Here is a 14808-nt window from a genome sequence, read left to right as displayed (position 1 = left end):
AGCGCCTACGAGGGGATCAGCGAGCAGACCGCCAGCAGGCGGAGCATCGCCCAGGTCGGGCGGGACCAGTCGTCGAGGGTCTCGCCCGCGTCCCTGGCGGCGTCGCGGATCGCCGCCGCGTAACCGGCGAGGGCAACCGGGTCGAGCAGCGTGCCACCAAGGGACTCGCGGACCGCGGCGGCGTGCTGGTCGACCCGCGCCAGCAGGTCGGGCCGCACGGAGACCGCCACACGGCCGGGGCGCCCGACGGCGGAGGCGAGCTCGGCCAGCCCGGCCCGGGCGATCCACGCGCGTCGACCGGACGTCAACTCATCGAAGGGTGCGCTCACGTTTGCGACCATATGCCCAGCATGCAACCGGTCGCAGCCCCGACGCGCCGGGTTTGACCCGATCGCCAGTTTCGTTCTGGCGACCCGTTGGGTAAAGAACCCGCATGGCCGATCGCGACGAGAGCCCCGTTGAGCGTTCCGACCGGAATTGGACCGAATTGCTGCAGGAGCTGCGGGTCGCGCAGACCGGCGTGCAGATCTTGTTCGCCTTCCTGCTGACGATTCCGTTCAGCCAGCGGTTCGCGGAGATCACGGCCGTCCAGCGTGGAACGTACATCGTGACGCTGGTGCTCACCGCCCTGGCGACGCTGTGCCTGATCGCCCCGGTCAGCCATCACCGGATCCTGTTCCGCCGGGGGCGCAAGGAGCAGCTCGTCGAGTCGAGCGACACGCTCGCGCAGATCGGGCTCGTGTTCCTGTGGCTCTCCGTGGTCGGCGCCGTGTTCCTGGTGTTCGAGGTCGTCGTCGCGGTCTCGTGGGCGATCGCGGCGGCCGTCACGCTCGGGGTGTTGTTCGTGCTGGTTTGGTATGTGTTTCCCACCCTGAAACGCTAGGCAGCTTGAGTATTGACACCCTTGTGTGCGGTAAGACACAGTGGGAGCGCTCCCATTTCCCTTCCGCCACAAGGGGTGTCTGTGTGAAGCGCAAACTCTCGCTCGCCTTAGTCGCGGCGGTCCTGGTCGTGCCGATGACCGCGTCCGCCGCATTCGCCGATCCGGCCGAACAGCTCGTCAACGGCACCTTCGACAGCGGCACAGACCCGTGGTGGTGGACCGGCAACGCGCCGGCCTCCGTCGTGGGCGGGCAGCTGTGCGCGGCCATCCCCGCCGGGACCACCAACCCGTGGGACGCCATCATCGGGCAGAACGCCGTCAAGCTGCAGGCCGGCGAGTCGTACAGGCTCGCCTTCAAGGCCAGCGCCAGCACGCCGGTGACGATCCGGGCCAACGTCCAGCTCGCGGCGCCGCCGTACACCCAGGAGCTCTCCGCGGCGCCGGCCCTCACCGCGGCGCAGCAGTCCTACAGCTACACGTTCACCGCGGCGGCCGACACCGACGCGGGCCAGGTCGCGTTCCAGGTCGGCGGCAGCGCGACCGCCTGGACGCTGTGCCTCGACGACATCTCGTTGCAGGGAGGTGCTCCGCCGCCCGTGTACGTCCCGGACACCGGCCCCCGCGTGCGGGTCAACCAGGTCGGCTACCTCGCCGACGGCCCGAAGGCCGCCACCGTCGTCACCGAGGCGACCACCGGCCTGCCGTGGCAGCTGCGCAACGCCGCCGGCACGGTCGTCGCCACCGGCACGACCACGCCGGCCGGGGTCGACGCCACCTCCGGCCAGAACGTCCAGACGGCCGACTTCAGCGCGTACAGGGTGAAGGGCGCCGGATACACGCTGACCGCCGACGGCGAGACCAGCGTGCCCTTCGACATCGGCGTCAACGCGGCCTACGAGAAGCTGCGCGCCGACTCGCTGTCCTGGTACTACACCCAGCGCAGCGGCATCGAGATCCTCGACAGCATCGCCCCCGGCTACGGCCGCGCGGCCGGCCACCTCGGCGTCGCGCCCAACCAGGGCGACACGGACGTCCCGTGCCAGCCGGGCCTGTGCGACTACCGGCTCGACGTGCGCGGCGGCTGGTACGACGCCGGCGACCACGGCAAGTACGTCGTCAACGGCGGCATCTCGGTGTACCAGCTGCTGAGCACCTTCGAGCGGACCAAGGTCGCCACCGGCGCCCGCGCGGACAAGCTCGGCGACGGCTCGCTGCGCATCCCGGAGCACGGCAACCAGGTGCCCGACGTCCTCGACGAGGCGCGCTGGGAGCTCGAGTTCATGCTGCGGATGCAGGTCCCGGCGGGTAAGCCCCTCGCCGGCATGGTGCACCACAAGGTGCACGACGCCGCCTGGACCGGCCTGCCGCTCGACCCCGCCGCCGACCCGCAGCCGCGGGAGCTGCACGCCCCGTCGACGGCCGCGACGCTGAACCTCGCCGCGACCGCCGCCCAGGGCGCCCGGCTCTTCCAGCCCTACGACAAGGCGTTCGCCGCGAAGCTGCTCGCCGCGGCGAAGACGGCGTACGCGGCCGCGGTCGCCAACCCGGCCCGCTACGCCCTCGTCACGGACGGCACCGGCGGCGGCGCGTACGACGACGACAACGTGACCGACGAGTTCTACTGGGCCGCGGCGGAGCTGTTCATCAGCACCGGCGAGAAGGCCTACCAGGACGCGGTCGTGGCGTCGCCGTGGCACACCGCCGACGTGTTCCGCCCGGAGGGCTTCGACTGGAAGTTCACCGCGACGGCCGGCCGGCTCGACCTCGCGACCGTGCCCAACGCGCTGCCCGACCGGGCGCGGGTGCGGCAGTCCGTTGTGGACGGTGCCCGCGGCTACCTGCAGACGCTGCGGGGCAACGCGTACAACATCGCCTACAACCCGTCCAACGGGAAGTTCGACTGGGGCTCCAACGGCCTGGTCGTGAACAACCTGGCCGTCGTCGCCACGGCGTACGACATCAGCGGCGACACGGCGTTCCGCGACGGCGTCCTGACCGGCATGGACTACATCCTCGGCCGCAACGCGCTCAACCAGTCCTACGTGACCGGCTACGGCGAGCGGGCGTCGCACAACCAGCACTCGCGGATGTACGCCCACCAGCTCAACCCGGCGCTGCCCAACCCGCCGGCCGGGTCGCTGTCGGGCGGGCCGAACTCCTCGATCCAGGACCCGGTCGCGTCGAAGATCCTGGCGGGCTGCAAGCCGCAGTTCTGCTACGTCGACGACATCGAGTCGTGGTCGACCAACGAGATCACGATCAACTGGAACTCGGCGCTGTCGTTCGTGGCGTCGTTCCTGGCGGACCAGGGTGAGGGCGGCGCGGTCGCGAAGCAGCCGTGCACCGTCACCTACACCAAGGTCCTGGACCTCGGCGGCGTCTACATCGCCTCCGTGACGGTCCGCAACACGTCCCGCCAGACGCTGAACGACTGGGCGCTGGGCTTCGCCTACACCGGCACGCAGAAGGTCGACCTCGCGGTCAACGGCACCGCGACGCAGACCGGCGCCTCGGTGAAGGTCAAGCCGTGGCAGAGCCGGCTGAAGCCGGGCGAGTCGACGACGATCCTGCTCGTCGGCAAGGTGGCGTGGGGTCCGAACGCGGCCCCGGCGGTCTTCACCTGCGGTTGATTGGGCGGCCGCATCGGATGGGGTGAGGAAAGGAGGGGCACCGGCCGCAACCCGGCCGGTGCCCCTTGCCCTGTTCCGGGGTCGTTCAGACCAGCCAGACGACCAGCGCGACGATCACCGCGACGAGGATGACGACCGGCACCGCGATCTTCACGATGTTGGTGGTCCCGGCGGTCTCCAGAAGGTCGACGGGGGCCGCCTCCGGTCCCTCGATGACGCGGACGGCCTGCTGCGCGGGCGCGGTCGTCACGCCGTTCGCGTCGGGGACGGGAGCGGTCGGCACGATCGCCTCGACCTGCTCGACGTGCTCGGCCGAAGAAGGCGGCTCCTCGGCGGAGGGGGAAGAAGGCGGCTCCTCGGCGGAGGGGGAGGTGTCGGCCAGCTGCGCCTCCAGGTTGGTGACGAACTGACCGAGCAGCCGGGTGCTGATGTCGCCGATCGTGCTGCGGCCCATCTGCGCCAAGGGGCCCGCGATCGTCAGGTCCGTCTCGACGGCGACCTTCGTCGATTCGCCCTCCGCCGTCAGTACCGCCGTGACGAGCGCCGACGCGCGGCCCTTGCCGGACGCGTCGCGGCCGCGGGCGTCGATCACCGCCCGGTGCGCCGCGTCGTCGCGCTCCTTGAAGGTGGCCACGCCCGAGAACTGGGCGGTCATCGGGCCGACCTTCACCTTGACCTTGCCGTGGTACTCCTCCCCCTGCACCGACGTCAGCTGGGCGCCGGGCATGCAGGGGGCGATCCGCTCCAGGTCGGTCAGCACCGCCCAGGTCTCTTCCAGGGGGCGGTGGACGACGAACTCATTGGTGAGCAGCATGACGGTCACGTCCTTCAAGAGCAGCGAGGAGGGGGGCGAGAGCGGTGAGGGAGTGGGCGCTGACCACCGCGTCGCAGTAGGGCCACGCGGCGGCCATGCCACCGACGAGGGGCCGGTAGCGGGGGCTCTGGGTCCGGGGGTTGACCCACACGATCCGGTGGGCGAGGCGGGACAGCCTGGCCATCTCGACGCCGACCTGCGCCGGGTCGCCGGTCTCCCAGCCGTCGGAGACGATGAGGACGATCGCGCCGCGGGCCATCCCGCGGCGGCCGTAGCCGTCGTTGAAGGCCTTCAGCGCGGCCCCGATGCGGGTGCCGCCGGACCAGTCGGGGGCGGCCTGCCCGGCGCGGGCGAGCGCCACGGCCGGGCGGGTGCGGGCGAGCACCTTCGTGAGCCGGGTCAGCCGGGTGGCGAACGTGAACACCTCGGCGTGCGAGGTGCCGGCGGCGCAGTACAGCAGCTGCAGCATCGCCCTGGCGTAGGGCTCCATGGATCCGGAGATGTCGCACAGCGCGACGAGCCGCCGCGGCCGCAGCCGGGGCTCCCGGCGCATCAGCCGCACCGGATGCCCGCCCGAGCGCCTGGCCCGCCGCAGGGTGGCCCGGAGGTCGACGGCGTCGCCGAAGGGCCTCGCGCGCATGCGGCGGGTCCGGCGCGGCGGGGTGGCGACGGCGAGCCGCCGCATCAGGTCCTGCAGCGCCGCGAGCTCTTCGGGCGTCAGCGTGGCGAAGTCGCGGGAGGCGAGCCGCTCCGCCGCGCTGCCCACGGTGGCGACCGGGACCTCGACCTCGCGGGCGGGCGCCGTCGAGGAGGACGACGACTCGGAAGACGGTCCAGCGCTTGAGAAGCCGCCGGATTTGGTGGTCGTGGACGTGCCGGTGGCGTTGGGGTCGCCGCGGAAGTCGGCCGGGTCGTCGGCGTAGCCGCGGAAGACCGCGTCGAAGACCCGGTCGAGGATCTCGAACTGCTCGGGGTGGCAGGTCAGCGTCGCCCGCGCGCAGCGGTGCAGCTCCGCGGTGGTGGTGGGGGCGAGGAGCGTGACGGCGCGGGCGAAGCGCTCGCCACGGTCCGGCCCGACGGGCAGGCCCGCGTCGTGCAGCGCCGCGCCGAAGGCGGCGACGAGCCCGGCCAGGTCACCCCGTGGCAAGGTCCGCCAGACCCGTCCGGCGGGCCAGCTCCTCGTCCTCGCGGTACTTCAGGACGGCGCCGAGGGTCGCGCCGGCGGACTTCTCGTCCAGGGGCAGGCCCAGCAGGCGCAGCGCGTTGGCCCAGCTGATCGCCTCGGCGACGCCGGGCGGCTTGGTGAGGTCGAGCCCGCGCAGCCGCGACACCGCGCCGGCGACCTGGGCGGCGAGGAGCTCGTCGGCGCCCGGCACCCGCTGCCGGATGATCGCCGCGACCCGGTGCGCGTCGGGGTAGCCGATCCAGTGGTACAGGCAGCGCCGCAGCAGCGCGTCGTGCAGGTCGCGGGTCCGGTTGCTGGTCAGCACGACGATCGGCGGCACCACCGCGGTCCGCGTCCCCAGCTCGGGGATGGTCACCGAGCCCTCCGCCAGGAGCTCGAACAGGAACGCCTCGAACTCGTCGTCGGCCCGGTCGACCTCGTCGATGAGCAGCACCGCCGGGCGCGGCCCGGGGTGCTCGATCGCGGCGAGCAGCGGCCGGCGCAGCAGGTACTCGGGGGCGAACAGGTCCGCCTCCCGGGGCACCTCGCCGCGCGCCTCGGCGAGCCGGATCCCCAGCAGCTGGCGCGGGTAGTTCCACTCGTACAGGGCCTCGGCGGCGCTGAGCCCCTCGTAGCACTGCAACCGGATGAGCGGGGTGTCCAGCGACGCGGCGAGGGCGCCCGCGGCGGCGGTCTTGCCGACGCCTGGCTCCCCTTCGAGCAGGATCGGCTGGCCGAGCCGCACCGACAGGAACAGCGCCGTGGCGAGCCCCTGGTCGGCGAGGTAGCCCTGCTCGGACAGGCCGTCGACCAGCTCCTCGACCGAGGCCGTCACAGGTACCGGGCCGGGTTGTCGATGAACGCCCGCCGGCAGCCGGAGCCGCAGAAGTAGTACATGGTGCCCTCGTGCTCGTACTGCAGCGCGTCCGGCGAGATCGCCACGTCCATCGCGCAGATGACGTCCTTCGCCACGGCGACCTTCGAGACGGCGGGGACCTGCAGCAGCGGAAGCTCGATACGACCGGGCGGCGGGGCGGTCTGCCGGGGCCGCTTGGAGATGACCTCGGCGAGGATGGACAGCGCGATCTCCGGCGCCGTCCGCGCGCCGATGTCCAGCCCGGCCGGCGCGTGGATGCGCGCCTTCTCCAGGTCGGTCAGCGGCAGTTCGCCGATGACCGCAAGCGCCCGCTTACGGCTGGCGACCAGCGCGATGTACGGCACGTCCGCCCTGACCGCCGCGGTGAGGGACTCGATCTCGTCGCGCCCGTGGGAGGCGACGACGACCGCGGACGCGTCCAGCGGCACCGCCGAAGCGGGCCCGCTGACCGCTTCCCAGCCGATGGATCGCGCGACGTCCACCATCGCGCGGGCGACGGGAGCCTCGCCCTGCACGTACACGAGCGGCGCCGGAATCATCGTCTCCAGGAAGATCTCGAGGGTCCCGCCGGACAGGCACGGGTTGGAGACGGTGAGCAGACCTTCCCGCTCGGAAGTGACGTCGGAGCCGTCGGGCGTGATCCGCAGGAGCGTCGACTCGCCCGTCTCCAGCAGCCGGAGCCCCTGGAGACGGACGGTCGACTCGGCGCAGGTGCCACCGACGAACCCCTCCATCGTGCCGTCCGGCAGCACGAGGGCGCGGTCTCCCGCCTTGGCACTGGTCGGCCGCTCGGCCCGCACGACCGTCGCGAGGACGAACGGGGTGCGGTCGGCGCGCAACCGGTCGGCGCGATGAAGGAGGTCGGTCATGAGATGGCGAGGTCCGTTCGGATCGGGCGGCCCTGCGCGGCGCGCCACACGTTGGACGGGGTGAGGGGCATGTCGGCGTGCCGGACCCCGAGGGGCTTCAGCGCGTCGAGGACCGCGTTGACCACGGCGGCCGGCGAGCCGACCGTCGCGGACTCGCCGACGCCCTTGGCGCCGATCGGGTGGTGCGGCGACGGCGTGACCGTCTCGCCGAGCTCCCACGACGGGCACTCCAGCGAGGTCGGCAGCAGGTAGTCCATGAGCGACGCGCCGAGGTGGTTGCCGTCCTCGTCGAACGCCATGAGCTGCATGAGCGCCATGCCGATGCCGTCGGCGAGGCCGCCGTGCACCTGGCCCTCGACGATCATCGGGTTGATCCGCACGCCGCAGTCGTCGACCGCGATGAACCGGCGGACCTTGACCTGGCCGGTGGCCGGGTCGACGTCGACGACGCAGATGTACGCGCCGAACGGGTAGGTCAGGTTCGGCGGGTTGTAGACCGTCGTCGCGTCCAGGTGGCCCTCGACGCCCTCGGGCAGCTCAAGGCTGGAGTGCGCGGCCATCGCGATCTCCTGGATCGTCTTGGCCTGGTCGGGGTCGCCCTTGACGAAGAACTTGCCCTTCTCCCACTCCAGGTCGTCCGGGGACACCTCGAGCATCGCCGACGCCACGATCCGGGCCCGGTCGCGGACCTTGCGGGCCACGATCGCGGTCGCCGCGCCGGAGACCGGCGTCGAGCGCGAGCCGTAGGTGCCGAGGCCGAACGGGGTCTGGTCGGTGTCGCCGTGGACCACGTCGATGTCGTCGGGCGAGATGCCCAGCTCCTCCGCGACGATCTGCGCGAACGTCGTCTCGTGGCCCTGGCCCTGGGTCTGCACCGACAGCCGCAGCACCGCCTTGCCGGTCGGGTGGACCCGCAGCTCGGCGCCGTCGGCCATGCCCAGGCCGAGGATGTCCATGTGCTTGCGGGGGCCGGCCCCGACGCCCTCGGTGAAGAAGCTGATGCCGATGCCCATGTACTCGCCGCGGCTGAGCTTGTCGGCCTGCTCCGCGCGGAGCTTGTCGTACTCGACCATGTCCATGGCGAGCCGGAGCGCGCGCGGGTAGTCGCCGGAGTCGTACTCCCAGCCGGTGGGCGTGGTGTACGGGAACTGCTCCGGCTTGAGCAGGTTCTTCAGCCGCAGCTCGGCCGGGTCCATCTTCAGCTCGAACGCCAGCACGTCGATCATGCGCTCGACGAGGTACGCGGCCTCGGTGATCCGGAAGGAGCAGGCGTACGCGACGCCGCCCGGGGCCTTGTTGGTGTAGACGCCGGTGACGTCGCAGGACGCCGCCTCCAGGTCGTAGGACCCGGTGAAGATGTGGAAGAAGCCGGCCGGGAACTTGGTCGGCTGGGCGGTGCCGTTGAAGGCGCCGTGGTCGGCGAGGACCTTGACCCGCAGGGCGCGGATCCTGCCGTCCTTCGTCGCCGCGATCTCGCCGCGCATGTGGTAGTCGCGGGCGAACGCGGTGGCCGTGAGGTGCTCGTTGCGGTCCTCCATCCACTTCACCGGCTTGCCGGTGACGATGGAGCCGACGATCGCCAGGACGTAGCCGGGGTAGATGCCGACCTTGCCGCCGAAGCCGCCGCCGATGTCGGGGGAGATGACCCGGATCTTGTGCTCCGGCAGGCCCGCGACGAGCGCGTAGACGGTCCGGTGCGCGTGCGGCGCCTGGGTGGTCGAGTAGATCGTCAGCTTGCCGCTGACCTTGTCGAAGTCGGCGACCGCGCCGCACGTCTCCAGCGGCGAGGGGTGCACCCGCGGGTACAGGATGTCCTCGCCGACAACGACCTCCGACGAGGCGAAGACCGCGTCGGTCTTCTCCGCGTCACCGGCGGACCAGTCGAAGATGTGGTTGTCGGTCTTGCCCTCCTTGTCGTCCCGGATGACCGGGGCGCCCGGGGCAAGGGCCTGCTTCGCGTCCGCCACGACCGGCAGCGGCTCGTACTCGACCTCGATGAGCTCGAGCGCGTCCCGCGCGATGTAGTGGTTCTCGGCGACGACGAAGGCGACCTCCTGGTTCTGGAAGCGGACCTTGTCGGTCGCGAGCACGGCCTGCGTGTCGTAGGACAGGGTCGGCATCCACGCGAGCTTCAGCGTCTCCAGGACGGCACCCGTGATGACGGCCTTGACGCCGGGCAGAGCCTCCGCTGCGCTCGTGTCGATCGAGACGATCTTCGCGTGGGCGTACGGGCTGCGCAGGAACGAGCCGTGCAGCATGCCGGGCAGGTTGACGTCGTCGACGTAGTTGCCCTTGCCGCGCACGAACCGCGCGTCTTCCTTACGGTGCATGCGGCCGAAGCCCATGGGGGTCTCGGTCACGGTCATGACGTCACCTCGGCCTTCGCTGCAGCCTCGTGCTCCGCCGCCCAGCGGACCGAGCGGACGATGTTCTCGTAACCCGTGCACCGGCAGAGCTGGCCGGAGATCGCCTCGCGGATCTCCTGCTCCGACGGGTCGGGGTTCTTGTCGAGCAGGCAGCGGGCGGTGAGCATCATGCCGGGGGTGCAGAAGCCGCACTGCAGCCCGTGGCACTGCACGAAGCCCTGCTGGACCGGGTCCAGGCCGTCGGCGCGCTCGAGCCCTTCGACGGTGCCGACCTGCTTGCCGTCGGCCATCACCGCCAGGACGGTGCAGGACTTGACGGGCACGCCGTCCAGGGTCACGGTGCACACGCCGCAGTTGGACGTGTCGCAGCCCCAGTGCGTCCCGGTGAGGCCGAGCTCGTTGCGCAGGAAGTGCACCAGCAGCAGCCGGGGCTCCACGTCGCGGGTGTGGCTTTCGCCGTTCACCGTCACGGTGATCTGCATGATCAGGCCTCCTGCCCACGCGCGCGGGCGGCCGCGGCGCGCAGCGCGCGCACGGTCAGCTCCCCCGCGAGGTGGCGCTTGTAGTCGACCGGTCCGCGCTGGTCGGCGACCGGGTTGCTGTGCTCGGCGGCGATCCGCCCCGCCTCGGCGAAGCTCTCCTCCGTGGCGGGCTTGCCGACGAGGTACGCCTCGGCCTCCGCGGCCCGGAAGTGCTCGGCGCCCACGGCGGCCAGGCCGATGCCGACGTTGCTGACGGTGCCCGCGGCGTCGGTCCAGATCGCGGCGCCGGCCGCGGCGACCGCCCAGTCACCGACGCGGCGCTCGACCTTCGTGTACGCGGAGCCGCCACCCGGGCGGATCGGCACGCGCACCTCGGTGAGCAGCTCGCCGGCCTCGACGACCGTCTCGTAGGGGCCGACGTGGAACTCGGTCAGCTTCACGGTGCGCGACCCCCGCGCACCCTGGATCACGACCGACGCGTCGACCGCGGCGAACGCGGCGGAGAGGTCCTCGGCCGGGTCCGCCTGGCACAGCGACCCGCCGACGGTGCCGCGGTTGCGCACGATCGGGTCGGCGATCACCCGCTCCGCGTCCCGGAAGATTCGGTAGTGCTCCTCGACGAGCGCGGAGTCGAGCAGCTCGGCGTGCCGGGTCAGCGCACCGATCCGCAGCTCGCCGCCCTCGACCCGGATGTAGGACAGCTCGCTGACGTCGTTGATGTCGATCAGCGCGGTCGGCCGGGCCAGGCGGAGCTTCATCATCGGGATCAGGCTGTGACCGCCGGCGATGACCCGGGCGTCCTCGCCCCACTGGGACAGCAGTTCGAGGGTCTGGCTCACCGTCGTCGCTTTCGCGTATTCGAATGCGGCGGGTACTTGCATCGCGCCTCCGCGTGAGGAGTGTCGTTCGGGCACCAACGGGACGATGTTCGTCCTAAAGGCGACATTGAACAACACCCGGTGACAAAAATTCTTCTCGTGAACTGTAACTACGGTGTGATCCATGGGTCGTCAGAAGCGTGGGTCCGGCATCGTCAGTGAGATCGACGGCGGTGTCGCCGAGCTGCTCCCCGACGACGGGCGGCCGGGCAGGTGGACGCTGCTGGTCGACGGCTATCCGCAGTCGGCCGTCGACCTCGACGACCCGACCCGGCTGGACTTCGAGTACATGCGCCGCCTCGCCTCGATCGTCGACGGGATCGCACCCGCGCGCGCCCCGCTGTCGGTGCTGCACCTCGGCGGCGGCGCGCTGACGATGGCCCGCTACGTCGCCGCGACCAGGCCCGGCTCCTCGCAGCGGGTCGTCGAGCTCGACGCGGCCCTGATCGACCTGGTGCGGCGGGAGCTGCCGCTGCCCCGGGGCGCCGACATCCGCGTCCGGGCAATGGACGCCCGGGCCGCCGTGGAGTCCATGTCGGGTGGCCGCTTCGACCTGGTCATCACGGACGTCTACCGGGGCGCCCGGGTGCCGGCCCACCTCGCGTCGCTGGAGTTCGTCACCGCCGCGGCCCGGCTGCTGCGCCCCGGCGGCGTGTACGCCGCGAACCTCGCCGACGGCACCGGCCTGGCGTTCGCGCGCGGCCAGGTCGCGACGCTGCGCCGGCTCTTCGCCGACGTGTGCCTGATCGCCGAGCCGGCCGTGCTGCGCGGCCGCCGCTTCGGCAACGTCGTGCTGGCCGCGTCGGCGGCCCCGCTCCCCATCGCCGGCTTCGCCCGGGCGGGTGCCGGGGACGCGTTCCCGGCCCGGCTCGTCCACGGCGGCGACCTGGACCGTCTCGTCGCCGGCGCCCGCGTGGTGACGGACGACGTCGCCACCCAGTCGCCCCTGCCCCCGAAGGACCTATTCTGAAGCGGCCGCCGCCGCTGAAGCTACCGCCCAGTCCCCGGGAAGGAGCTTAGGCATCGTTCAGTGAGCGAATACAGTCGCGGGATGCTCGAATTCGCCACCGTCGCCGCCACCCGCCGTTCTGCCGCGGAGCGCGCCGCCCTGATGAGCGACCCCGGTTTCGGTCGCGTCTTCACCGATCACATGGTCACCGTGCGGTATGCCGACACGAAGGGCTGGTATGACGCGAAGCTGGAGCCGTTCGGCCCGCTCGCGCTCTCGCCGGCGACCGCCGCCCTGCACTACGGGCAGGAGATCTTCGAGGGTCTCAAGGTCTACGCCCAGCCCGGCGGCGGCGTCGCGTTCTTCCGCCCGGACGCCAACGCCCGCCGGCTCAACGTCACGGCGGAGCGCCTGGCGATGCCGCGGCTGCCCGAGGAGCTCTTCCTGCGGTCGCTGCGGGTGCTCGTCGAGGCGGACCGCGACTGGGTGCCGACGAGCGAGGGGCAGAGCCTCTACCTGCGTCCGTTCATGATCGCGACCGACCCGTTCCTCGGGGTCCGGCCGTCGTCGGAGTACCTGTACGCCGTCATCGCCTCGCCGGCCGGCGCCTACTTCGCCGGCGGTGCGAAGCCCGTCACGATGTGGGTCTCGCAGGAGTACTCGCGGGCCGCGCCCGGCGGCACCGGCGCGGTGAAGACCGCCGCCAACTACGCCGCCAGCCTCCGCGCGCAGGCGCAGGCCCAGGAGGCCGGCTGCGACCAGGTGGTGTTCCTCGACTCGGTCGAGCGCCGCTACATCGAGGAGGCGGGCAGCAACAACCTGTTCTTCGTCTACGACGGCGAGCTGGTGACCCCGCCGCTCAACGGCTCGATCCTGCCGGGCGTCACCCGCGACTCGGTGCTGCGCCTCGCCGCCCACCTGGGGTACACGGTCACCGAGCGCCCGTACAGCCTCGACGAGTGGCGCGACGACGCCCGCTCCGGCCGGCTGAAGGAGACCTTCGCCAGCGGCACCGGCGTCGTCATCAGCTCGATCGGCACGGGCCGCACCGCCGACGGCGAGTTCACCATCGCCGGCGCGGTCGAGGGCCCCTTCACCGCGAAGATCCGCGACACGCTCGTCGGCATCCAGCGCGGCACCGAGGAGGACCCCTTCGGCTGGCGGGTGCCCCTGTAGGGGGTCAGATCATCGACAGGTGCACGTGGTTGGTGTGGTCGCTGGACGGGTCGCCGTTGCCGCCGCTGTACGAGTGCCAGCCGGCGGCCGGCGTCCACACCTGGCGGAACCAGATCACGTAGAGCACGCCGAGCGCGCTCGCGTTCTTGACGAAGTAGGCGGCGAGGTTGGTGCCGTAGGTCTTGTCGCCGCCGCTGGCCACCCCGCCGAAGCCGCCCGACTGGGCGGCGAAGTCGCAGGCCCGGCCCTTCGGATGCTCATACGGTCCGGAGGGCCGGAAGCACGAGTAGTAGCGCGTGAAGCCGGCCTTCTGGGCCTCCTTCACCGCGTGGATCGTGCGGGGAGTGATGCAGCCGGTCGTGGTCGGGTCGTCGATGATGCAGTTCTCTTTCGGCCACGAGCCGTTGGCGTTGCGCGGGGCCGGGGTCGCCAGCGGTGAGTTGACGTTGACGTAGCCGTTGGCCCGGCCGCCCATCTTCACCAGCGCCGCCTCGGCGTCCTTCTTCTTCTTGGCCATGATGTCGGTCTGCGCCTGCTGCTGCGCGACCTCCGCGTCGACGGCCTTCTTCGCCTCGCCGAGCTCCTTCTGCAGCTTCGTCAGCTGCCCGATCTTCCGGTCGTTGTACCGGGCGACGGTGTTGACCATCATCGTGCGTTCGATGAAGGACTCGGTCGATTGGCTCTGGATCAGCGCCGCGGTGGTGCGGATGCCGCCGCTGCGGTAGGCGGCGCCGGCGATGATGTTGACCTCGGCGAGGATCACGTCCAGCTCGCCCTGCATGGCGGCGACCTTCGTGGTGAGCTCCGCCTGGCGCTGCTTGGAGACCTCCAGGATGCCCTGGGCGTCCAGGAACTCGCCGTTGGCCTTGTCCAGCAGCTCACCGAGGGTCATGTTGGCGCTGCCCTCGTCAGGGGCGGCCGTCGGGTCGCCGGGCGCCGCGCCGGCCGGCACCGCCCAGGCGCCGAGCACGATGAGCGCCGCGAGAAGCGAGGCGATGATGCGCTTGCGCAACGGAGTCCCTTCCGGGGGCTGGTCAGCCGTCAGATTACCGACTGCCATCCGGAAGCACAGGACCGAGAAACGCGTCCGGTCAGCTACTGACCGTAGCCGTCAGCTCTGCACCGTTTACGGCGACGATGCGGCGGGTCGTGAAGAGCGCCACCCAGCCGAACGTGAGGCCGAAGCCGATGGTCGCGACCGTGGTCAGGTTGCCCGTGGGGAGCAGTCCCGACAGCCGGGTCGCGAGCACGCCCAGCCCGACGTAGAGCCCGCCCCACAGCGCGGAGCCGAGCGCGGCGGAGCGCAGGAACCGCAGGTACGGCATCCGCAGCCCGCCGGCCGCGAGCGGCACCAGCGTGTTGAGGAACGGCAGGAACGGCGCGGTCACCAGGATGCGGCTGCCGCCGGTGCGCACCACGTGGTCGGCCTTCGCCCAGCGCGCCTCGCCGATCCAGCGGCCGAACCGGCCCTCGCGCAGCCGCTGGCCGAAGGCCCAGCCGGCCAGGAAACTCAGTGACCAGCCGGCGAGGCAGCCTGCGATGATCCAGCCGAGGCTGCTGACCGGGTCGGCCGCGCCGGCCGTGGTGAGGATGGCGACGTCGGCCGGGATCAGGATGCCGAGCAGCGGGATGGAGTCGAGCAGCATGACGAGCCCCAGCGCCAGCCCCAGCAGTGCGGCGGGCAGGCTGTACAGCGGTTCGAGCCACTCGGTCATGTGG

General features: G+C 71.7%; 14 protein-coding genes. 4 read left to right on the top strand and 10 right to left on the bottom strand.

Annotated features, from left to right (window positions below):
- Positions 1-5: 5 nt before the first annotated feature.
- On the bottom strand, positions 6-329 hold the full coding sequence (locus AB0J72_RS19440; RefSeq protein WP_363400532.1) for a DUF6401 family natural product biosynthesis protein: 324 nt from the start codon (positions 327-329) through the stop codon (positions 6-8).
- Between the two features lie 104 nt (positions 330-433).
- Between AB0J72_RS19440 and AB0J72_RS19435 the strand changes: the two genes are divergently transcribed.
- Both AB0J72_RS19435 and AB0J72_RS19430 read left to right on the top strand, forming a co-directional pair.
- On the top strand, positions 434-883 hold the full coding sequence (locus AB0J72_RS19435) for a DUF6328 family protein (RefSeq protein WP_363400530.1): 450 nt from the start codon (positions 434-436) through the stop codon (positions 881-883).
- 134 nt (positions 884-1017) lie between these two features.
- Positions 1018-3513, top strand: coding sequence for a glycoside hydrolase family 9 protein (locus tag AB0J72_RS19430; protein ID WP_363400803.1), 2496 nt, complete (start codon positions 1018-1020; stop codon positions 3511-3513).
- 85 nt (positions 3514-3598) lie between these two features.
- On the opposite strand, the gene AB0J72_RS19425 is transcribed toward AB0J72_RS19430, so the two are convergent.
- Genes AB0J72_RS19425 through AB0J72_RS19395 form a run of 7 tightly spaced genes read right to left on the bottom strand, consistent with a single transcriptional unit; the run spans position 3599 to position 10967 of the window.
- Positions 3599-4327: an SRPBCC family protein gene (locus AB0J72_RS19425; protein WP_363400528.1), complete on the bottom strand. Its 729-nt coding sequence runs from the start codon at positions 4325-4327 to the stop codon at positions 3599-3601.
- Positions 4311-5474 (bottom strand): VWA domain-containing protein, encoded by a 1164-nt coding sequence (locus AB0J72_RS19420; RefSeq protein WP_363400526.1) that lies wholly within the window; start codon positions 5472-5474, stop codon positions 4311-4313. Before AB0J72_RS19420 ends, AB0J72_RS19425 begins: the two co-directional genes overlap by 17 nt.
- On the bottom strand, positions 5461-6327 hold the full coding sequence (locus AB0J72_RS19415) for a MoxR family ATPase (protein ID WP_344501355.1): 867 nt from the start codon (positions 6325-6327) through the stop codon (positions 5461-5463). The genes AB0J72_RS19420 and AB0J72_RS19415 overlap by 14 nt, the downstream gene beginning before the upstream one ends.
- Positions 6324-7238, bottom strand: a complete 915-nt coding sequence (locus AB0J72_RS19410) for an XdhC family protein (protein ID WP_363400524.1) — start codon at positions 7236-7238, stop codon at positions 6324-6326. Before AB0J72_RS19410 ends, AB0J72_RS19415 begins: the two co-directional genes overlap by 4 nt.
- Positions 7235-9604, bottom strand: a complete 2370-nt coding sequence (locus AB0J72_RS19405; protein WP_363400522.1) for an aerobic carbon-monoxide dehydrogenase large subunit — start codon at positions 9602-9604, stop codon at positions 7235-7237. The genes AB0J72_RS19410 and AB0J72_RS19405 overlap by 4 nt, the downstream gene beginning before the upstream one ends.
- Positions 9601-10086: a (2Fe-2S)-binding protein gene (locus tag AB0J72_RS19400; protein ID WP_344501358.1), complete on the bottom strand. Its 486-nt coding sequence runs from the start codon at positions 10084-10086 to the stop codon at positions 9601-9603. Before AB0J72_RS19400 ends, AB0J72_RS19405 begins: the two co-directional genes overlap by 4 nt.
- Positions 10087-10088: 2 nt before the next feature.
- On the bottom strand, positions 10089-10967 hold the full coding sequence (locus tag AB0J72_RS19395; RefSeq protein WP_363400519.1) for a xanthine dehydrogenase family protein subunit M: 879 nt from the start codon (positions 10965-10967) through the stop codon (positions 10089-10091).
- A 121-nt stretch (positions 10968-11088) separates the two neighbouring features.
- Here AB0J72_RS19395 and AB0J72_RS19390 point away from each other — a divergent pair, with 121 nt between their 5' ends.
- Both AB0J72_RS19390 and AB0J72_RS19385 read left to right on the top strand, forming a co-directional pair.
- Positions 11089-11934: a fused MFS/spermidine synthase gene (locus AB0J72_RS19390; RefSeq protein WP_363400517.1), complete on the top strand. Its 846-nt coding sequence runs from the start codon at positions 11089-11091 to the stop codon at positions 11932-11934.
- An 81-nt stretch (positions 11935-12015) separates the two neighbouring features.
- Positions 12016-13089 (top strand): branched-chain amino acid aminotransferase, encoded by a 1074-nt coding sequence (locus tag AB0J72_RS19385; RefSeq protein ID WP_363400515.1) that lies wholly within the window; start codon positions 12016-12018, stop codon positions 13087-13089.
- 4 nt (positions 13090-13093) lie between these two features.
- Here the strand turns inward: AB0J72_RS19385 and AB0J72_RS19380 are convergent, their stop codons facing one another.
- On the bottom strand, positions 13094-14101 hold the full coding sequence (locus tag AB0J72_RS19380; RefSeq protein WP_363400513.1) for a hypothetical protein: 1008 nt from the start codon (positions 14099-14101) through the stop codon (positions 13094-13096).
- A gap of 79 nt (positions 14102-14180) precedes the next feature.
- Positions 14181-14804 (bottom strand): VTT domain-containing protein, encoded by a 624-nt coding sequence (locus tag AB0J72_RS19375; RefSeq protein ID WP_363400511.1) that lies wholly within the window; start codon positions 14802-14804, stop codon positions 14181-14183.
- Positions 14805-14808 lie beyond the last annotated feature (4 nt).

The organism is Dactylosporangium sp. NPDC049742, from assembly GCF_040674675.1.
GTDB classification, from domain to species: domain Bacteria; phylum Actinomycetota; class Actinomycetes; order Mycobacteriales; family Micromonosporaceae; genus Dactylosporangium; species Dactylosporangium maewongense.
Note: the sequence above shows the minus strand (reverse complement) of the source record. Positions and strands in the feature narration are given on the sequence as shown.

Coding starts and splice junctions, on each gene's coding strand:
- AB0J72_RS19435 (WP_363400530.1), top strand. CDS start 434: ATGGCCGATCGCGACGAGAGCCCCGTTGAGCGTTCCGACCGGAATTGG.
- AB0J72_RS19430 (WP_363400803.1), top strand. CDS start 1,018: ATGACCGCGTCCGCCGCATTCGCCGATCCGGCCGAACAGCTCGTCAAC.
- AB0J72_RS19425 (WP_363400528.1), bottom strand. CDS start 4,327: ATGCTGCTCACCAATGAGTTCGTCGTCCACCGCCCCCTGGAAGAGACC.
- AB0J72_RS19410 (WP_363400524.1), bottom strand. CDS start 7,238: ATGACCGACCTCCTTCATCGCGCCGACCGGTTGCGCGCCGACCGCACC.
- AB0J72_RS19405 (WP_363400522.1), bottom strand. CDS start 9,604: ATGACCGTGACCGAGACCCCCATGGGCTTCGGCCGCATGCACCGTAAG.
- AB0J72_RS19400 (WP_344501358.1), bottom strand. CDS start 10,086: ATGCAGATCACCGTGACGGTGAACGGCGAAAGCCACACCCGCGACGTG.
- AB0J72_RS19395 (WP_363400519.1), bottom strand. CDS start 10,967: ATGCAAGTACCCGCCGCATTCGAATACGCGAAAGCGACGACGGTGAGC.
- AB0J72_RS19390 (WP_363400517.1), top strand. CDS start 11,089: ATGGGTCGTCAGAAGCGTGGGTCCGGCATCGTCAGTGAGATCGACGGC.
- AB0J72_RS19385 (WP_363400515.1), top strand. CDS start 12,016: ATGCTCGAATTCGCCACCGTCGCCGCCACCCGCCGTTCTGCCGCGGAG.
- AB0J72_RS19375 (WP_363400511.1), bottom strand. CDS start 14,804: ATGACCGAGTGGCTCGAACCGCTGTACAGCCTGCCCGCCGCACTGCTG.